At 65.2% G+C, this 18,836-nt stretch carries 14 protein-coding genes and 1 riboswitch; of the genes, 7 read left to right on the top strand and 7 right to left on the bottom strand.

What is annotated here, in order from left to right:
• Nucleotides 1-72 precede the first annotated feature (72 nt).
• The 3 genes from CMV14_RS00225 to CMV14_RS00215 all read left to right on the top strand — a co-directional run bounded on the left by CMV14_RS00225 (nt 73) and on the right by CMV14_RS00215 (nt 3,307).
• Nucleotides 73-1,578 carry a hypothetical protein gene (locus CMV14_RS00225; protein ID WP_139114722.1) on the top strand — a complete coding sequence of 502 codons (1,506 nt, stop codon included), beginning with the start codon at nt 73-75 and terminating at the stop codon, nt 1,576-1,578.
• A gap of 65 nt (nt 1,579-1,643) precedes the next feature.
• Nucleotides 1,644-2,684 (top strand): adenosine deaminase, encoded by a 1,041-nt coding sequence (locus CMV14_RS00220; protein ID WP_066964740.1) that lies wholly within the window; start codon nt 1,644-1,646, stop codon nt 2,682-2,684.
• Between the two features lie 110 nt (nt 2,685-2,794).
• Nucleotides 2,795-3,307, top strand: a complete 513-nt coding sequence (locus CMV14_RS00215; RefSeq protein WP_066964743.1) for a phosphoribosyltransferase domain-containing protein — start codon at nt 2,795-2,797, stop codon at nt 3,305-3,307.
• Between the two features lie 30 nt (nt 3,308-3,337).
• Here CMV14_RS00215 and CMV14_RS00210 read toward each other — a convergent pair whose 3' ends face one another.
• On the bottom strand, nt 3,338-5,473 hold the full coding sequence (locus tag CMV14_RS00210) for a TonB-dependent receptor (RefSeq protein WP_066964746.1): 2,136 nt from the start codon (nt 5,471-5,473) through the stop codon (nt 3,338-3,340).
• Nucleotides 5,474-5,622: 149 nt separating this feature from the next.
• Entirely contained in the window at nt 5,623-6,990 is a 1,368-nt protein-coding gene (chrA, locus tag CMV14_RS00205; RefSeq protein ID WP_066964749.1) for a chromate efflux transporter, read from the bottom strand.
• Between the two features lie 204 nt (nt 6,991-7,194).
• Between chrA and CMV14_RS00200 the strand changes: the two genes are divergently transcribed.
• Nucleotides 7,195-9,660: a PhoX family protein gene (locus tag CMV14_RS00200; protein ID WP_066964751.1), complete on the top strand. Its 2,466-nt coding sequence runs from the start codon at nt 7,195-7,197 to the stop codon at nt 9,658-9,660.
• A gap of 57 nt (nt 9,661-9,717) precedes the next feature.
• On the opposite strand, the gene CMV14_RS00195 is transcribed toward CMV14_RS00200, so the two are convergent.
• The 3 genes from CMV14_RS00195 to CMV14_RS00185 all read right to left on the bottom strand — a co-directional run bounded on the left by CMV14_RS00195 (nt 9,718) and on the right by CMV14_RS00185 (nt 12,520).
• The gene (locus tag CMV14_RS00195; protein WP_066964754.1) at nt 9,718-10,557 is read right to left on the bottom strand and encodes an SDR family NAD(P)-dependent oxidoreductase; all 840 of its coding nucleotides are present in this window, start codon (nt 10,555-10,557) and stop codon (nt 9,718-9,720) included.
• Nucleotides 10,554-11,039, bottom strand: coding sequence for a nuclear transport factor 2 family protein (locus CMV14_RS00190; protein WP_066964757.1), 486 nt, complete (start codon nt 11,037-11,039; stop codon nt 10,554-10,556). Before CMV14_RS00190 ends, CMV14_RS00195 begins: the two co-directional genes overlap by 4 nt.
• Nucleotides 11,040-11,101: 62 nt before the next feature.
• A complete protein-coding gene (locus CMV14_RS00185) occupies nt 11,102-12,520 on the bottom strand; it encodes an L-serine ammonia-lyase (protein ID WP_066964760.1) in 1,419 nt (472 codons plus the stop codon).
• Nucleotides 12,521-12,627: 107 nt separating this feature from the next.
• Nucleotides 12,628-12,716: riboswitch (glycine riboswitch) on the bottom strand.
• 333 nt (nt 12,717-13,049) lie between these two features.
• On the opposite strand from CMV14_RS00185, the gene CMV14_RS00180 reads away from it, so the two are divergent.
• Entirely contained in the window at nt 13,050-13,994 is a 945-nt protein-coding gene (locus CMV14_RS00180; protein ID WP_066964762.1) for a PAS domain-containing protein, read from the top strand.
• A gap of 95 nt (nt 13,995-14,089) precedes the next feature.
• Here CMV14_RS00180 and CMV14_RS00175 read toward each other — a convergent pair whose 3' ends face one another.
• Nucleotides 14,090-14,491 carry a response regulator gene (locus CMV14_RS00175; RefSeq protein WP_066964766.1) on the bottom strand — a complete coding sequence of 134 codons (402 nt, stop codon included), beginning with the start codon at nt 14,489-14,491 and terminating at the stop codon, nt 14,090-14,092.
• Nucleotides 14,492-14,609: 118 nt separating this feature from the next.
• The gene (locus CMV14_RS00170; protein WP_066964768.1) at nt 14,610-15,329 is read right to left on the bottom strand and encodes a hypothetical protein; all 720 of its coding nucleotides are present in this window, start codon (nt 15,327-15,329) and stop codon (nt 14,610-14,612) included.
• Between the two features lie 872 nt (nt 15,330-16,201).
• On the opposite strand from CMV14_RS00170, the gene CMV14_RS00160 reads away from it, so the two are divergent.
• The gene (locus tag CMV14_RS00160) at nt 16,202-17,080 is read left to right on the top strand and encodes a KAP family P-loop NTPase fold protein (RefSeq protein ID WP_066964773.1); all 879 of its coding nucleotides are present in this window, start codon (nt 16,202-16,204) and stop codon (nt 17,078-17,080) included.
• A complete protein-coding gene (locus tag CMV14_RS00155) occupies nt 17,047-18,408 on the top strand; it encodes a hypothetical protein (protein WP_066964775.1) in 1,362 nt (453 codons plus the stop codon). The genes CMV14_RS00160 and CMV14_RS00155 overlap by 34 nt, the downstream gene beginning before the upstream one ends.
• Nucleotides 18,409-18,836: the final 428 nt, after the last annotated feature.

Here is an 18,836-nt window from a genome sequence, read left to right as displayed (position 1 = left end):
CGATGCGCGTGATCGTCTGTTTCATTAAGTCTGCGCCGTTGTCGCGGCGCGCTACGCGGGAAGCATAGCGCCGTGCGCGCGACGAGGTTCGGCATGGTCTGGCGCTTCCTCCTCCCCACGCTTGTCGCCGCCAGCTGCGGGCTGATCCTTTCCGATGCCGCCGACTGGCTGCGATTTGGTTTCTGGCCAAGCCTCGACGGTTCGGCGGGGCTCGAGGCGGTGGTGGCTTGCGTGCTCGGCAGCTTCGTCGCCGTTCTCGTGCTGGCGGCGGTCTGGCGGTGGGCGTCGGCTTGGGCGGAAAGGCGCGCATGGGCTTGTCCGCTGCTGGGCGCTCTGCTGTTCTGGGTGCCGGTGGCGGCGCTGGGGCGACAACCCCTCTTGGCGCTGATGGTCGTTCCGGGTGGGCTGGCGGCCGGATATCTGTGGCGGGCCCTGGCGCTGGGGCGGCTCGGCCGGTGGAGCGCCGTGGTCATCCTTTCCGTCTGCTGCGCCATCCTGCTGCTGCCCGCCATACAGACGGCACGTGCGGGACTGGAGGATCGCCGCATCGCCGCCCAGGCACCTGTCATCGGAGGCGTCAAAGGCGGTCAGGTCCATCGTTCCGAATTGTGGCTCCACGATCATCGCGGCAAGCTCGTCTCGTTGCGGCTGGGGGACTGGCATCCCACCGAGCGGGCCGCACGGAACGTCATGGCGATGGCGGCGGACGGCGATGCATTATGGGTGCTTCGCGCGCCGCCCCCCGACTACCGCCTCGATCGGCAATCACCCGGCCGCTTCGTACTGGCCCGCCATCATGATCGCGACTGGACCGTTTTGCCCGCGATGCGCTTCGGCGCCGACGACCGGCCCCTGGCCCTTTCGGTTCGTGAGGGGCGGATTGCCGTCGTCACCCAGCAACATCTGTTCGTTACCGATACCGCCAGACCGATGTGGCGAAGCATCGCGCTGGACCGGCCGATCGAACTCGACGCGCTGGTGTCTGCCCACTTGGTTGATCGGAACAGGATCGTCGTCGGCACCAATTTGGGCGAGTTCGGCGGCTCTCTGACCCGGATCGACATGAACGATGCCGCGCCCGCCAGGATCACCCACATCTGCCGCGCCGATCCGTCCGGGGCCTGCGATCCCGTCACAGCTCTCGATCGCGATCCCTTGCATCCCGGTTGCACGCTTGTCGGCATGGGTCTCAGTCATCTCGGGTTTAGCCGGGGCGGGGTCTCGCGCCTGTGCGGTTCGCGGCTCACCCCCCTGTTCGAACGGCCGCGCGCCATTCCCTTGGGCGTCAGGCTGGGGCGCCTCCTCGGTCTTGACCCACCTCGTCGTGATGGCCAGTCCGAGCCGGTTTTCGGCCTTGCCGTCGCGGGCGACACGGTCTGGGTCGCAACGAACGCCGGCATCTACCGGCTCCATGCCGGGCAAACCGAGCGATATGACCTACCCGCTTTCCAGACCGTCCATCAGCTCGCGCTGTCGAAGCGGATTCCCGGGATCGTGATGGTCGCGAGCGAGGCGAACATGGCGTGGTCGATGAGCGGCTACACCCCGCTGATCTTCACGTTGCCGAAGGCACAATAGCCACCGTCAGCCCATTGCCTCCCCCCGCGCGGCTGTTAGGATCGGCGCGGAGAGGACAGTCCAGCATGGGGAGCCACCGCTTGCCTCTTCACGATCTCGCCGGTTTCGTCGCCGGCCTGCCCAAGGCCGAGCTGCATCTCCATATCGAGGGAAGCCTTGAGCCCGAACTGATGTTCGCACTGGCGAAGCGCAACAGGGTCGCCATCCCGTTCGACAGCGTCGAGGCGGTGCGGGCGGCCTACAGCTTCTCCAATCTTCAGGACTTCCTCGACATCTATTATCAGGGCGCCGACGTGCTGCGCGTCGAGGAGGATTTCCGCGACCTCGCCACCGCCTATTTCGATCGCGCCGCCGCCGATGCCGTGCGCCATGCCGAAATCTTCTTCGATCCGCAGACGCACACCGATCGCGGCATATCGTTCGATGTCGTTGTCACCGGGCTGCTCGCCGGCATGGCTGAGGCGGAGGCGAAGCATGGGCTGACCAGCAAGCTGATCCTCTGCTTCCTGCGCCATCTCGACGAGGAGGCGGCCTTCGCCACCCTGAAGGCTGCCGAGCCCTGGCTTGACCGCATCGCCGCGGTCGGCCTCGACAGTTCGGAGGTCGGCCATCCGCCGTCCAAGTTCGAGCGGGTGTTCGCCCGCGCCGGGGAGATGGGACTGTTGCGCGTCGCCCATGCCGGCGAGGAGGGGCCCCCGGCCTACGTCCATGAGGCACTGGACCTGCTCCACATCGATCGGCTCGACCATGGCAACCGCGCGCTGGAGGATCCGGCGCTGGTCACGCGACTGGCGCGCTCGGGCATGACCTTCACCGTCTGCCCGCTCTCCAATCTCAAGCTCTGCGTGATCGACGATATCGACGCGCATCCGATCGAACGCATGCTGCGCCTCGGCCTGCGCGCCACCGTCAATTCGGACGATCCCGCCTATTTCGGCGGCTATGTGAACGACAATTATCGCGCGCTGATCCCGGCCGGAAAGCTCGATGCCGGCGATTTCGCGACGCTCGCGCGCAACAGCTTCCTCGGCTCCTTCCTCGACGACGCAACCGTATCCCGCCATCTCGCCGCGCTCGACGCCTATGTCGATGCGGCCGCCGTTTGAGAGGCGGACCCCGTTGCACGGGGACCGCCTCTCAAGTTTATGTTTGCCACGATTTCCGAGTCGGCAGGTGCATCCACCTGCCTTGAAATCGCTCTGAAGGATTTCCGCCGATGCCGACCCTTACACCCGTCGACCAGCCCGAGTTCCTGACCGCCGTCCACTATGTCGCGGCGCGTATCCGCGAGAGCGGGTGGGAGCCGGGCTTCATCATCGGCATCGGGCGGGGCGGGCTGACCCCGGCGGTCTATCTGAGCCACGCGACCGGGGTGCCGATGCTGTCGGTCGATCACAGCTCGCACCTGCCCGACTTCGCGGCCGAGCTGCTGGTGAAGCTGGCGGGGATGAGCGGCGACCACCGGCTGCTGTTCGTCGACGACATCAACGACAGCGGCTCCACCATCGCCCATATCAAGGCGGCCCTGGTGGAGGCCGGCGGCATCCTGGCCAATGTCCGCTTCGCGACCTTGATCGACAATATCGTCTCGGCCGAACGGGTCGACTATCGCTTCCGCACGATCGACCGGACCGCCAACAAGGACTGGTTCGTCTTCCCTTGGGAGCAGCTGTCGCCGGTCGACAAGGTGCTCGAGGATTCGGCGGTGGTGCCGGAGCGGCTGGCCTGAAATCCCGCCCGAAGGCGGGCAGGCCCGCGTTCAGAACAGGGCGACGCCCATCGTGACTCCGTAGCTCACCGGGCTGCCGGGCCGGTAGATGTACGATCCTATGCCGGTGAGCGCCGAATCATAGACACGTTCATTGGCCAGATTGGTGCCCCACAGGCTGGCCGACCAGCGCCGATCGGGCGAGCGCCAGCGGATCGATGCGTCGACCCAGTGATAGGCGGGCTGGCGCAGGCGGTTGTCGGGCTCGAAATAATAGCCGCTGCTGTAGCTGTCGGCGATCGACAGCAGGATCGTCCCCCAGCCGAAGCTGCGTTCATAGTCGATCGCGGCATTGGCGGAGAATTTTGGCGACTTGACCATGCGGTTGCCGCTCAGGTCGCAGATCAGCCGGACGACCCCGCCATTGACCGGGCTGCGCGGCCCGGTGCAGCCGGCGGGCACGACCGGCAGCGGTGAGGGGACGTTGGCGACGCCATTGGGGAAATCGCGATAGGTGGCGTCGAGCAGCTGGACCCCGCCGGTCAACCGCAGCCCGCCGCCCAGCGCCGCCTCCACCTCAGCCTCGCCGCCATGGATGCGCGCGCGGGCGGCATTGAATATGTCTACCACGGTGCCGCGCAGCGCGCGCAGCTGGATGTCGCGATAGTCATAGACGAAGCCGGTCAGGTTGAAGCGGATGCGCCGGTCCCACAGCTCGCTCTTCACCCCGGCCTCATAGGCGTCCACCGTCTCGGGCGCGGCCGGCGGGATGTTGAGCGCGGTGGTGGTGAAGGAGCCGCTGCGGAAGCCGCGCGTCCAGGATGCATAGGCCATCACTTCGGGGGTGAAGCGATGGTCGATTGCCGCCCGCCAGGTCGGGCGCGACCAGGTCTTGTGGGTCGGGATCGCCGGATTGGGAACGGTCGCCGGAACCGTGGTGCCGCTGATCGCGCGCCGGTCGCTGGTGTAGCGCAGGCCCAGCGTGATCCGCGTCGGATCGGCGATCGCGGCGGTGATCTGGCCGAAGGCGGAGATCGATTCGGTCTCCAGCCGGATGCGGTAGGAGGAGAAGAAGGTCTCGTCGAAGCGGTTGGTGGCGCGGGCGAGCGAGACATTGTGCAGGTAGAAGGCGCCCGCCGTCGCCTGCAGCCAGCGATCGGTGGGCGTCTGGAGCTGCAGCTCGTCGGTCCAGGTCCGGCTGGTGCCGATCGCGTCGGGCAGGAAGGCGGCGACGTTGTTGGGATTGGGCCGCCCCGCCGTGCCGCTCTGGTCGATCACCGACTTGCCCCGGAAATGGGCGTAGGCGATCTGGTTGCTGACCGTCACCCCGTCGAGCACATAGCCCGTCTTGAGTGACGCGATCGAACTGCGCGTGGCATTGGGCCCGTCGACCCGGTTGGAAACGGTACGGTAGCCCAGATAGCGGGTGGCGCCGTCTTGCGCGAGATGGCCGGGGAAGATGCCCGCCACCGATCCCGGCAGGTTGCGATAGTCGCCATGAATCAGGTTGAGGTCGGCGGTCAGCGCGCCGGGCGTCCAGCGCCAGCGATTCTGGAGCGACCAGCTCTTCTCGTCGAGCAGGTGCCGGCCGGTGAAGCGGTTGAACACCGGCCCGTGCGCGCGATGCTTGCCGGTGAAGGACAGGCTTGCCGCCAGATCGGGCGCCACCGGGCCGGAAAGCAGCGCCTTGCCGGTCAGCGTCGCGAAGCGGCCATAGCCGATCTCGGCGCGCGCGGCGGGCGTGTCGCTGGGTGCGCGGGTGGTGATCTGGATCAGCCCGCCGGTGGCGTTGCGGCCGAACAGGGTCGATTGCGGCCCTTTCAGCACCGCCACCTGCTCGACATTGTTCAGGTCGAACACCGCGAGCGAGGGCGCCGCCAGATAGATGCCGTCGATATAGGTGGCGATCGGCGATTCGGCGCCGGGGATGGTGATGCCCTGGCCGATTCCCCGGAAATAGGTCTGTCCCGCGAACAGGCTCTTGCCGATCAGCAGGCCCGGCACATAGCGGGCGAGATCGGCGGTGTTGGTGACGGCCTGCCGCTCCAGCCGCTCGGCCGGGATGGCGGTGATCGCGATCGGCACCGTCTGGAGATTTTCGCTGCGCTTCTGCGCGGTGACGACGATTTCGCCCAGCCGTTCGGCCTCTTCGGCAGGCTGGGCCCAGGCGGGTGCGGCAGTTGTCAAAGGGAACGCAAACAACGCAAACCGTAACGGCGCCGTCCGGCGCGTCCCCATCAGCTTCATCCAGCGCTGCCCCCCTGGCGGACCATCAGGCGCCTATAGCATCATTGTTCCGGCAGGGCAGCATTGTTGCCCATCCGGAACGACATTGCTCAGACGAGGCGGATCAGCAGGCCGGCCAGCGCGCATCCGCCGAGCAGCGTGAAGATGCCGAGCCGGAAACGGAATATGGCGATCAGCGCGGCGGCAGAGAGCAGCAGCGCCGCCCAGTCGATCGTGGCGATGTCGGGCAGCGGCAGGCGGATCGGCCCGGCCGTCGCCTCGTCGAGCGCGCCGAACCAGTAATGGAGCGCGAACCACAAAGCGAGGTTCAGTATCACGCCGACCACGGCGGCGGTGATCGCGGCGAGCGCGGCGGCGAGCGCGCGGTTGCTGCGCAGCCGCTCGACGAAGGGCGCGCCCGCGAAGATCCACAGGAAGCAGGGGACGAAAGTCACCCAGGTCGTCAGCAGCCCGCCGAGCGTTCCGGCCAGCAGCGGCGGCAGCCCGTCTGGATGGCGGTAGGCGCCGAGGAAGCCGACATATTGGGTGACCATGATCAGCGGCCCCGGCGTGCTTTCGGCGAGGCCGAGGCCATCGAGCATCTCGGCGGGGCTCAGCCAGTGATACTGGTCGACCGCGGCCTGGCTGACCCAGGCGAGCACCGCATAGGCCCCGCCGAAGGTGAGCATCGCCAGCTTCGAAAAGAAGGTGGCGATCGTCGCGAAGGCGCTGTCGGCGGGCGCCAGCGCCACCACCAGCGCGACCGGCAGCAGCCAGGCGGCGAGCAGCGCCAGCGGCACCAGCGCCATGCTCCGCCAGCGGCGTCGGGCATGATCGGGTATCTCGGTGCCGAGCGCGCTGTCCTCGTCGCGCAGCGATCCCGGCTTGGCATGGCCATGGCCGCCGCCCGCGAAGGCGGGGAGGCCGGCACGGCCGGCGAACCAGCCGATCAGCCCCGCCGTGAGGATGACCATCGGGAAGGGGACGCGCAGCAGGAACAGCGCCAGGAAGGCGGCGGCGGCGATGGCGATCTTCGCCGGATGGCCCAGCGCCCGCGCGCCGATCCGCACCACCGCCTGGAACACGATCGCCACCACCGCCGCCTTCAGCCCGAAGAACAGCGCGGCGACCGGCGCCGCCTGCCCGACCAGCACATAGAGCCAGGACAGCGCCATGATCGCGATCATTCCCGGCAGCACGAACAACAGGCCGGCGACCAGCCCGCCTTTCACCCGGTGCAACAGCCAGCCGATATAGATGGCCAGCTGCTGCGCCTCGGGCCCGGGCAGCAGCATGCAGAAATTGAGCGCATGGAGGAAACGCTCCTCGCCGATCCATTTCTTCTCGTCGACGAGGATGCGGTGCATCACCGCGATCTGCCCGGCCGGCCCGCCGAAGCTGAGCAGCGCTATTCGCGTCCACACATGCAGCGCGTCGCGAAAGGGAATGCCATGGTCCGTCGCGGCGGTGCTGTGCATCGATCGAGCCCCTGATGTGCGTCACCGGCATCGGGGAATATGAAGGCAAAGTCGACCGCCTGTGGCTTTCTCTACCAAATAGATTTTCTTTGAGCGGCGTCACATCGCGGTCACGTCATCTTCATCGATGCGTAAGCTTGGCGGCACAAATCCTTCGCACGGCGCCGCTAGCCAGTCCCCTTCCGAACCAAGGGGACTCACGCCATGACCGAGACCGCCAACCACGGCTACACCGATGGTGTCGTCGACTGTAACCCGACCGACAATCCCACACTCGAAAGCATCGTCGCCGAGCGCTACTCGCGCCGCCAGACGCTGTTCGGCGGCGTCTCGGCGATTGCCGCCGCGACGATGGGCGGCATGCTGGTCTCGGCCTGCGGCAGCGACAATGAGGCGCCGGTCGTCACCGCGGGCGCCAATGCCACGGTCAGCGCGGGCCGCCTCGTCACCCTCACCGGCACCGCCACCGACAAGCAGGAGGTGAGCGTCGGCTGGACCCAGGTGTCGGGGCCCGCCGTCACCCTGCAGAACGCCAACACCAACAATGCCAGCTTCATCGCCCCGGCGGTGTCGGCATCGACCCCGCTGGTGTTCGAGTACAAGGCGACCGACAGCAAGGGCAAGGCGGCGACCGCGCAGACCACCATCACCGTCACCCCGGCGGTGCTCGGCTTCACCGCCGTCCCCAAGGGCTTCGACGATCTGGTCAAGGTGCCCGACGGCTACACCGTGTCGATCCTCTACCGGCTCGGCGACCCGATCGACGCCGCCACCCCGGCCTTCGCCAATAACGGCACCGACACCGGCTTCTCGAAGCGCGCGGGCGATCATCATGACGCGCTTTATTATTACGGCCTCGCCGCCACCGGTAACGCGCGCGACGACAACAACAGCGCGCGCGGCCTGCTGGTGATGAACCATGAGAACATCACCCAGGTCTATCTCCACGCCAACGGCCCGACCTCGACCGGCGGCATCCGCCCCGAGGCCGAAGTGCTCAAGGAAATGGAGTGCCACGGGGTCAGCGTGATCGAGGTGACGCGCAGCACCGCCGGCTGGAACTATGTCCAGGGCTCGACGCTGAACCGCCGCACCACCCCGCTGACCCCGGTGAGCTTCACCGGCCCGGCGCGCGGCAACGCGTTGCTCTCCACCCGCTTCTCGACCGCCGGCACCGATGGCCGCGGCACCGTCAACAACTGCGCCAACGGTTTCTCCTTCTGGGGCACCTATCTGACCTGCGAGGAGAATTGGGCCGGCTATTTCCGCCGCGCGGCGGGCGACAATGCGGTGCGCGGCGGCGCCACCGCGAAGGATGTCGTCTCGCTCAACCGCTATGGCATCCCTGAGGGCGCGAGCGGCAGCTATGGCTGGTCGACGGTCGTTCCCGCCGATGCGGCCAGCACCGTCTATGCCCGCTGGAACGCCAGCGCGACGGGGGCCTCGGCGGCGGCCGACTTCCGCAACGAACCGAACCAGTTCGGCTGGGTTGTCGAGCTCGATCCCTATGACCCGACCAAGGCGCCGCGCAAGCGCACCGCGCTCGGCCGCTTCGGCCATGAGGGCTGCTGGCCGTCGAACGTCGTCGCCGGCCGCAAGCCGGCCTTCTACATGGGCGACGATGCGCGCGGCGAATATCTCTACAAGTTCGTCTCGGCCCAGCCCTGGGTCGCGGCCGACGCCAACGCCACCGACCGGCTGGCGATCGGCGACAAATATCTCGATGCCGGCACGCTCTATGTCGCGCGCTTCGCGGCGGACGGCACCGGCACCTGGCTGCCGCTGGTCTTCGGCCAGGGCGGGCTGACCGCCTCGAACCCCAGCTATCCCTTCGCCGATCAGGCCGATGTGCTGGTCAACGCCCGCCTCGCCGGTGACGTGCTGGGCGCGACGAAGATGGACCGGCCCGAATGGACCGCCGTCAACCCGGTGACCGGCGAGGTCTATCTCACCCTCACCAACAACAATGCCACGGTGCGTCCGCTGGCCGGCACCGACGCCGCCAACCCGCGCCACTATAATGATCCGCGCGCGGGCGTTGCGCAGCGCGGCAACCCCAACGGCCATATCATCCGTCTGAAGGAAACCGGCGACAGTTCGGAAGCGACCAGCTTCAACTGGGACATCTACCTGTTCGGCGCGGACTCGGCCGAGGCCGATGCGAACAACGTCAACATCTCGGGCCTCGATGCCAGCAACGACTTCTCCAGCCCGGACGGCCTCTGGTTCGCCCGGCCCCAGAACGCCTCGGGCCTGGTCAATCCGCTCCTGTGGATCCAGACCGACGACGGCGCCTTCACCGACCGGACCAACAACCAGATGCTGGTCGCCATCCCCGGCCGGGTCGGCGATGGAGCGGCCAAGGTCATCACCAACACCGGCGCCGACGGCACCACCCGCAACCAGCTCACCTATCCCGGCAAGGCGGCGACCCAGGCGACGCTCAAGCGCTTCCTGGTCGGCCCCAAGGGCTGCGAGCTGACCGGCGTGGATTCGACCCCCGACGGCCGCACCCTGTTCGTCAACATCCAGCATCCGGGCGAGGACGGGAACCTGACCACGCTCCAGAGCAGCTGGCCGGCGACCCAGGGTGGCGGCTCCTCAACCGCGCGTCCGCGCTCGGCGACGATCGTCATCACCAAGAATGACGGCGGCATCGTCGGTCTCTGATCGATCGGAATCGGACGAAGAGGGGGGGCGCGGGCGACCGCGTCCCCCTGTCGCGTTTCAGCCGTAGAGGCCGGGGCTGTCCCGTCCGATCGCCTCGCTGATCGCCCGATGCCGTTCGGCGATCCGCCCGTGCAGCGATGGCTGCGCCGCGACGATCCAGAAGCGCCCGGCCAGCATCGCCTCGACGGCCAGCCCGGCGATGCCTTCGGCGCTCGCCTGGTCGGGCCGGGGGGCGGACATCGCCTGCAGCACGTCGCGCGCCAGCCGGTCGCTGGGCCGCCCGGCATCGTTCGCGCCCTGCCATATGTCGGTCGCGACGCCGCCGGGGCAGAGCAGGCTCACGCCGATATGGTCGTGCCCGCCGGCCGCCAGCTCGTCGCGCAGCGTCTCGGTCAGTCCGACGACGGCATATTTCGACGCGATGTAGCTCGCCACGCCGGGCGCGGGGCAGAGGCCGCCGATCGAGGCGGTGTTGAGGATGCGGGCGGGCTTCCCCGCATCGATCATGCCGGGCACGAACGCCGCCAGCCCGTTCACCACGCCGCGCACATTGATGCCCAGCGTCAGCGCCCAGTCGCTTTCGGATGTCGTCCAGGCGGTGCCCGCGCGCAGGATGCCGGCATTGTTGCACAGCAGGTTCACCGGGCCGAACGCGGCGCTCACCGCCTCCGCGCAGCGCCGCATCGCCCCCGCATCGGCGACGTCGGCGGCAAAGGCCCGGCCCCGCGCGGGATGGGGGAGCGCCGCGACCGTCGCCTCCGCCGCCTCGCGCTTGAGGTCGACCACCGCGATCCGCATGCCGAGCTGCGCCAGCCGGATCGCCAGCGCCCGGCCGATCCCCGATCCGCCGCCGGTCACGACGGCGACATGGCCCTCCGCCAGCGCCGCCCCGCTCATGGCTGGGTCTTGTCCGCCAGCATCGCGATGCGGCGGTTCTCCAGCCGCCATATCCCGTCGCCGCCGCGCCGATAGTCGTCGATATTCTCGGCGATGATGTTCGGATCGGTGGGGAAGGGCGCATCGCCATTTGCGACGAACACGATCTGGCTCACCTGGCCGGAGGCGCGGTCCTCCGCGTGGCGCACGAACCGCAAATTGGTCAGCATGTGCCGGGTGCGGACATCGCGCTGCGCCCGCGCGGTCCACGCCTTCTCCAGCTCAGCCCGGCCCCGCATCACCCCCCAGGGGCCGGTCCAGGCGCCGTCCTCGGTGAACAGTTCGGGCACCCGGGCGGCATGGCCGTTGTCCAGCCGCCAGACATATTCGGTGCACAATGCGGTCAGGTCGGCGCGCAGTTCGGGCGATACGCCCAGATAATCGAATTGGCTGTCCGCCACGAGCATCGTCTCCCTCCGGGGCCGCGCCTGGGTGGCGGCCATGCTGCGATGCTGCGGTCAAAGCGGCGTCGGCGGGAACTCTGTTTTGTGCCAGTGTATGCCGCTCAGCACTCCACCACATTGACGGCCAGCCCGCCCAGGCTGGTCTCCTTGTAGCGGCTCTGCATGTCCTCGCCGGTCTGGCGCATCGTCTCGATCACCGCGTCCAGGCTGACGACATGGCGGCCATCGCCCTGCAGCGCCAGATAGGCGGCGTTGATCGCCTTCACCGCGCCCATCGTGTTGCGCTCGATGCAGGGGATCTGGACGAGCCCGCCGATCGGATCGCAGGTCAGCCCCAGATTATGCTCCATGCCGATCTCGGCGGCATTCTCGATCTGGGCGTTGCTGCCGCCCAGCACCGCCGCCAATCCCGCCGCCGCCATCGAGCAGGCGACGCCCACCTCGCCCTGGCAGCCCATCTCGGCAGCCGAGATCGAGGCGCGCTTCTTGTAGAGGAAGCCGATCGCCGATGCGGTGAGCAGGAAGCCGCGCACCCCCCCGGCATCGGCGCCGGGGATGAAATCCAGATAATAGCGGATCACCGCCGGTATCACCCCGGCCGCGCCATTGGTGGGCGCGGTGACGACCCGGCCGCCGGCGGCATTCTCCTCGTTCACCGCCAGCGCGAACAGGCTCACCCATTCGAACACCCGCGCATATTGCTGCTCGGGCGGCTGGGTGCGCAGCTTGGCGTGGATCGCCCGGGCGCGGCGCTTTACCTTCAGTCCGCCGGGCAGCAGCCCCTCCTCGCCCATGCCCCGGTCGATCGATCCCATCATCGCCGCCGCGATCCGGTCGAGCAGCGCCTCGGTCTCCGCGCGCGGGCGCCATGCCTCCTCGTTGCGGGCGACGATCGCGGCGATCGACAGGCCGGTCTCCTCGCCCACCGACAGCATCTCGGCGGCGGAGGAGAAGGGGTGGCGCTGCACGATATTATGGCCGCGCAGGCCCGGTGCCGCGCCCACCGCGACGATCGCGCCGCCGCCGATCGAATGATATTCGCGCTCGATCCGCCCGCCGCCGGCCAGTTCGGCGGCGAAGCGGATCGCGTTGGAATGGCCCTCCAGGAATTCGCCCTTGCGGAAGATCAGGTCGCGCGCTTCGTCGAACGGCACCGGCCCGCTGATCGTCTCGATCCTCCCGTTCGCGCGGATCGCGGCCAGCAGGGCGGGGATCGCGGCGGGATCGACCGTCTCGGGTTTCTCGCCGGCCAGCCCGAGCAGGATCGCGCTGTCGGTGGCATGGCCATGGCCGGTCAGCGCCAGCGATCCGAACAGCTCGACGCGCAGCCCGGCCGGCGCCCGGCCCGTCGCGGCGACCTCCGCCATGAAGGCGTGGGCGGCGCGCATCGGGCCAACGGTGTGCGAACTGGACGGGCCGATGCCGATGGTGAACAGGTCGGCGACGCTGATCGGCAGGCTGGCGTCTATCCGCGAACGCTCGCGCGGGCGCTGATCGGGGGTCGGGTCGTCGGTCGGCATCGGGCACTCCATGGCGGTGTCGCCACCGCTTTCGTGCCCCCTCTGTCGCTTGCGCCTGAGATCGCTATCCCGTCGGCGGACGCCCATGGGCGCCACTTTCCAGAGTTTGGCCGGCGCCGGTCCTGCTGCCTGAGAGTTTCCGGGGCGGTTGCTCCTTCGGCGCCGGCCCGAAGCCGGTCTCTCCCTGCGCTGACGCCCGCCGATGACGGGCGGGGGGAACATATGGAACGGCGCGGGGAAAGCAAGCGGGGAGGCGGGCAGTGGCTCGTTCAAGCCGCTTCGCCAACTTCATGCTTTTGGGACGGCTTACCCCGTAGCTGTCGTCGAGCGCCGACGGTATAAGCAAGCGTGCGGGATCAATTGGCCGAGCCGTTTGTTATCCCGGCCGAAGCTGATCTACGTTATATTTGGCGGCCGCACGCAACCAGGGCCGTAGGCCAGAAACTGGGAAGGTTCTGTGAGTTCATCTATTGCGGAAGGGGCCGGGCAAAGGGCCGGTCAAATCTCTTTCCAGCAACTCGCAGACGCTATGCCCCAGATGGTATGGTCAACCCTGCCGGACGGTTTCCACGACTATTACAACGCTCAATGGTATGAGTTCACGGGTGTTCCAAAGGGTTCCACCGATGGCGAAGGCTGGAATGGAATGTTCCATCCGGACGATCAGGAGAGGGCTTGGTCGCGATGGCGCCATAGCCTGAGGACGGGTGAGTCGTATGAGATTGAATATCGGCTGCGCCACCGCAGCGGGGCATATCGCTGGACCCTTGGGCGGGCCCTGGCTGTCAGGAATGAAGAGGGTGAGATCGTGCGGTGGGTCGGAACCTGCACGGACATCCACGAGCAGAAACAGGTTGCGCAGCAGAATGAAATTCTGAGCCGCGAGCTGAGCCATCGGATCAAGAATATTTTCGCGGTCCTGAGCGGCTTGATCGGTATTTCGGCGCGCCAGTTCCCCGGTGCTAAACAATTCGCACGTCAGCTTCAGGCCCGTGTGGCGGCGCTCGGCCGCGCCCACGATTATGTCCGCCCCCATAGTGAGGAAAGCGCGCGCCACGAGGGGCCTTCCACGCTGCTTGCGCTTCTCAAGGAGTTGCTCAGCCCCTACCCCGCAATTGATGAGGGGCGACTGACCATCGAGGGTGACGACCTGCCTGTGGACGATCGTGGCGCTACGCCGATCGGCCTCGTATTCCATGAGCTGGCGACAAATGCGTCAAAATACGGCGCGCTTTCAAACTCTGACGGGCGCGTCCGCATCGCTTCGGTCGCGGAGCAGGGTCAGGTGCGGCTGCGGTGGGAAGAAGCGGGCGGTCCCCCGATCCTTGCCGAACCGGAAGAACTGGGTTTTGGCAGCCGTCTGACGCAGATCAGCATCGTCCAGCAGCTCGGCGGCACACTTGAACGGCACTGGGCGCGCGAAGGGCTGCGCGTCGATCTCCTTATCCCCATCTCCGCACTCAACCGGGCGTGAACCAGAGCGATTACTGGGCCGATCGGTCGACTCGGAAATCGTGGTAAAACATAAGGTAGAGCCGACGAGCCGATGCAATCGGATCGTGAAAGGGTCTAGCCGAAACGCAGAAGCTTGGGCGGCGCTTCCGCGGGCTGGCCCTCGCGTACACGCAAGGCGAAGTGAACCGCGGAAGCCAGGCTTTCTTCGTCCATCGGCTTCGTCAGAACGCCGATCGCGCCCGCGACACCATCGCCCAGGAGCCGTGGATTGGCGGTCAGGAAGAGGACACCGACCCTATGCTCGCCCGCCAGGGTCGATCCTATCTGCGGTCCGGTCAGGCCGTCTCGCAAGTTCAGGTCGACCAGCGCCAGGTCCAGGCCAGTGTCGGCATGCGCCAGAGCGCCTTCGAGATCCGCCGCGATCCCCGCGACATGATAACCATGGTCCTCGAGAATGCTCTGCATCTCCAGGGCGATCAGCATTTCATCTTCAACGATCAGGATCGACGCGGTCATGATCTGGATAATTCAGATCAGCCTTGAGAGTTCCTCAATCATGGCCAAGCCGATCGCGGCTATGGTGCCGGCCACAGCGCTTCGACAAGCTCGGCCGGAAGGCATGGCGGCATATGCGTCACCCCGCCTTGGCGCGAAGCACGCAGAGCTTCAGTCTTGGCTGCAGTTCGGCCAGTTCGACGATCCCGTTGACGATCGTCTCGTCGGCGGAACCGTTCGAGGTCAGCGATTTGGCGGTAGCTTCGGCATCCTTCTTGGCCGGGTTGCTCTTCGCCTCCTCGGCCTCCTTTGCCAGGGTGACGATCTCCTTGGCGATCGCATCGGGCGCGTAGCTGCCCACCGAGCTCAATCGATCCGCCAATATGGCTCCGATGTTCTGCAGGGCGGACGAGACCTGCTGGAAATACTGAAACTCAGGCGAGAAGCTGACGCTCTGCAAGGCGGCCTTCTTTTTCTCGCTCGCCTCTATCGTCATGGCGGTGACGCCGGAGGCTTCCTGCTTGATGCACACCACCGCGTCATGCGCGGCGGCCACGATACGGGCCTTCTGCTTCGGTGCATAATAGCTGTTGCCATGGCCCAGTGTCGCGGCAGCCGCCCCGGTGCCGATGGCCGCGCCGGGGCCCGCCCCGAATGCCGCCGCGGCCGTGCCCCCCGCCAGCGCCAGCGCGGCCGGCACCTCGAACAGCTGGCGGCCGTTCGCGAGCCTGCCCGAGGCGCAGCCATAGGCTATCCGATAATTCTCGACGAGCTGGAGCGCCGCCTTGACGTTCTCGCCGATTTTCGCCTCGTCCTTCTTCACCTTTGGCGGGCAGATGCCATTGTCGGCGACCGGCATTTCCGCCTCAATGGAGGGCGGCGCGAAACTGAATGTGGCGCAGCTGCACAGAAGTAACGATGAAAGAGGTGCAAGTAAGAGAATATGCCTGTTCATTGATGGTGCCCCCCAGATGCTGCCCATAGGGGGGATGGTTACTGGTCAGGATCGATCACCGGCAAAGTCCGTAATAGCCCCTATCCCGGATCGCCACGCGCTGCGCTGCGGGCGCCCGGTGACGCAGCGGAGTGTGGCTGAATCCCAAGGAAAACGGGCTTCCGTCGCGACTGCGGAACAGTCTCCCCCCTGCGGCACCGCCGGCCGGGCGCCCGGCGGGTCACATTGGACCGGCGCCGACAATCTGATCCGATTTGGCGGGGATCGGCGGGGCGGCCGCGCATTGTTGCGATGGCGGATGCCGGGTGGCCCTTCTTCACGATCGGGACAAAGGGAGATCCGAAGGCGTCATGTCCAATCGACGCAAGGCCTTTATCGCATCGCTATGACCACGATGGCACCGTTGCGACGACACTGCGCGAGGGCTTCAGCGAGGATGGGGCGCTTCCGGCTCGATCCGCTCTCCACCTCGATATGCTCGCCGAGAAGTTCGCCGCCGATTTGCCGAGGTAGGACTCAACCGTGCTGCGCAGTGATTCAACACCCAGCCCGGACTGCCCCTGCCGCTGCGTGCTGACCCGGAGATATGAGACGTATTGGCGCATGTTTCTCAGATACAGGGTGGTTTGTCTGTGAAAGCGTAACTTTGGGGCGGCCGAAGGCCAAAAGATTGCGCTCTATCCTGCCGGTTATCCATGTTTAATCCGAAACGGATTAGACGAAGGCGATCAAAACCCCCTTTTGAGAACGGTGCCGTATCGAATACACTTTCTGTCATGTCAGCCGAGCAGAACCATTCCGTGAAGGGGGACCGGGCGCTTGCCCATGGCGGCGACGATAAACTTGGCTTTCGCGATGTCGCGGCCCGGATCGCAACATCAGTTGCCGACCGAGCGACGGAAGATGGTTTTGTCATAGGCATCGAGGGGGCATGGGGCTCAGGCAAGTCCAGCCTTCTGTTTCTCATCGGCGATGAACTAGAAAAGCTGCCCTCAGAAAGCCGCCCCAATCTAATCCGGTTTCAACCTTGGCTTATCGGTAACCGGGACGCCCTGATTACAAGCGTGTTCGACGAACTCTCTCGCCAGCTTGATCAAGTCGCCCTTGGTGACGGTGACGCCACGCGAGATTCTGTTACAAAAGCGAAGGCCGCCAAGGAGGCGCTTCAGAACTTTCTGACCCGCCTCGGTCAAGCTGGCGAGCTAATCGAACTTGCCGGCGAAGCGCCGGGTTTTGGCTGGCTGAAATGGATTGGAAAGGGAGCCAAAGCTGCCGGTGAGGCTGCCAAGAAAGGCGAAGCTCCTTCCCTTGTCGAACTCAAAGACAAGCTTATCGTTGCCCTGCGCGATCTCGGTCAGCGGTTCGTGATTACCATCGATGATGTCGATCGTCTCGAACCATCAGAGGTGATCGAAATTTTGCGGCTTGTCCGTTCGGTAGTTGATCTTCCGAACGTTATTTATCTGCTCTGCTACGATATCGACATTTTGTCGCACAGCATCAAAAAGGCTACTCGTGTTAAAGCGGTCGCGGCTACCTTGAAAAGATTGTCCAACTTACCGTCATGGTTCCAAAGCCGGAACCATTCCAACTTCGGCAGTGGTTTTCGGACGAACTCCATATGTTCGTCACCACGAAGGACGAGGATGAACTGACGAGACTTAAGCAGGTCGTGGATTACGAAGGCGGTCGGCAACTCAAAACGCCGCGATCCGTCGTTCGTGCTCTGGATGCGGTACGCTTCTTTTGGCCTCCCCTTCGTGAAGCTGGAGCGGACGTTGCCGATCTGGTTTGGCTTCAACTCATCAAGGATGGAAATCCCGCGCTATATCGATGGATAGAGGATTACAGCGCAACGGCTGCCTCCGTGTCTTTAGGGATTGCGCGAGTTGATGATTCTGAGAAAGAGCGTCTTCTCGCATCCCTCTTGGCCACCGTCGATCCGACACATTTCGACGACCTCATATTCCGCCATTTTGTGGTTGAGCAACTGCCTTCGGTTGGCATGGATTACGATCAAGGAGGACGTAAATTCAAAATCTTTGAGCGAGTTAGCGAGGACAAGCGGCATCGCCTGATCGCGAAGCGGCGCCTTGCTAGCCCCGATCACTACCGCCTTTATTTCGCTCTGGCGGGGCCGTCCCATGCCCTCACGCAAGACGACTTTTCTAGGGTCTGGGAAGCTACAACCCAGAATCCGGACGATACCGGCACATTGCTTTTGCAGTTGCATAATCAGGCAGCTGGCGGATCGCTCACGAAAGCTGACATGCTCCTAGAGCGACTGAAGATGGGGGCATACGAAGCCCTAACGGCTCGCCAATGCAGCCAGCTTCTTATCGCATTTTCTCGGTTTATGGACGATGCCTATCGGCAAAGCCCCTTCGATCTTTATTGGTTTAACTCGCTATGGGATCGAGCGGAGGCCCTCGTTTCTATATTGCTCCGTCGGTTGGACGCTGAACAGCGAGCCGAAATTATAAACTATATGTTTGAGCATGGTGACGCGATCGGATGGCTGACCAAAATTCTTCGGCACGAGATATTCGCTCATGGACGATACGGCGATCGTCCCCGTCAGGAGGAGGAGCGGATATTCGCTGGTCCGGAGCTCGACAGGGTGATCGACGTTATGCTCCGCCGTTATCGTCAACTTTCCGCAGACACTTTATTCAGCTCCATAGACCCACTTAGCCTCCTGTTCGCTTGGCGACAGGCGGGTGACGAAGATGGGCCCAGGCAAATTACAGCCAAGGCTAGCGCGTCCGACGAGGGCTTCGTTAATGTCCTAGAGCGACTAACTACCACGAGAGACAGCAGCGACGAGGGAAGAACGAGCGTCCTCAAGCGAAATGATGTCAGCCCGTTTCTTGACTATGACGATGCGGTTCAGAGGGCTAGCTCACTGTGCCATCACGGTCCACTGAGTGAACGCGCAAAAAATCTCCTCGTCGCGATGACAAAAGCTTCAAGAGAGGGCTAGAATTGCGGAATTGCGGTGACAATTCACCAATTGTCGACGCGCGCAACTCTGAACCCTCTTTTACGAATGTTCCCTATTTGTTCTTGACAAGTAGGAGGCGCCTTGATGGAATGGACGGCATGTACGCGCGGACGCGTCCGTGTCGTGACGGCTCATTCTCATCTGTGGATAAGAAAACCCTCGGCTTCGAGAGTCACATTCCGGCCGGCTTCGACATGGCAGTCGAGCGGATCGCAGCGCCCGGACGAAAGAAAAATAAAAAAAACGAACATTCAACCCCATGCACCTGGCGAAATTAAGAATCACTCGCATCTGGTGCGGCCCTGCGGATGCGGGAAGCAGGCCCTGCGGGGAAGGAGCGGGCGTTTGGCAGGAGCGTCGGTTGGCGGCTTTCGAGATGCGAAGGCGTCATGCCGGCCATTCAACGG

It is taken from the genome of Rhizorhabdus dicambivorans (genome assembly GCF_002355275.1).
In the GTDB taxonomy this organism is placed as follows: Bacteria; Pseudomonadota; Alphaproteobacteria; order Sphingomonadales; family Sphingomonadaceae; genus Rhizorhabdus; species Rhizorhabdus dicambivorans.
The sequence above is the reverse complement of the archived record's forward strand: the minus strand, read 5'-3'. Positions and strand labels throughout refer to the sequence as shown.

Bases quoted from the DNA above. Each gene is read 5' to 3' on its own strand.
- CMV14_RS00155 (WP_066964775.1), top strand. From the start codon at position 17,047: ATGTTCGTCACCACGAAGGACGAGGATGAACTGACGAGACTTAAGCAG.
- CMV14_RS00195 (WP_066964754.1), bottom strand. From the start codon at position 10,557: ATGAGCGGGGCGGCGCTGGCGGAGGGCCATGTCGCCGTCGTGACCGGC.
- CMV14_RS00190 (WP_066964757.1), bottom strand. From the start codon at position 11,039: ATGGCCGCCACCCAGGCGCGGCCCCGGAGGGAGACGATGCTCGTGGCG.
- CMV14_RS00160 (WP_066964773.1), top strand. From the start codon at position 16,202: ATGTCAGCCGAGCAGAACCATTCCGTGAAGGGGGACCGGGCGCTTGCC.
- CMV14_RS00220 (WP_066964740.1), top strand. From the start codon at position 1,644: ATGGGGAGCCACCGCTTGCCTCTTCACGATCTCGCCGGTTTCGTCGCC.
- CMV14_RS00180 (WP_066964762.1), top strand. From the start codon at position 13,050: ATGCCCCAGATGGTATGGTCAACCCTGCCGGACGGTTTCCACGACTAT.
- CMV14_RS00175 (WP_066964766.1), bottom strand. From the start codon at position 14,491: ATGACCGCGTCGATCCTGATCGTTGAAGATGAAATGCTGATCGCCCTG.
- CMV14_RS00170 (WP_066964768.1), bottom strand. From the start codon at position 15,329: ATGCCGGTCGCCGACAATGGCATCTGCCCGCCAAAGGTGAAGAAGGAC.
- chrA (WP_066964749.1), bottom strand. From the start codon at position 6,990: ATGCACAGCACCGCCGCGACGGACCATGGCATTCCCTTTCGCGACGCG.
- CMV14_RS00185 (WP_066964760.1), bottom strand. From the start codon at position 12,520: ATGCCGACCGACGACCCGACCCCCGATCAGCGCCCGCGCGAGCGTTCG.
- CMV14_RS00200 (WP_066964751.1), top strand. From the start codon at position 7,195: ATGACCGAGACCGCCAACCACGGCTACACCGATGGTGTCGTCGACTGT.
- CMV14_RS00215 (WP_066964743.1), top strand. From the start codon at position 2,795: ATGCCGACCCTTACACCCGTCGACCAGCCCGAGTTCCTGACCGCCGTC.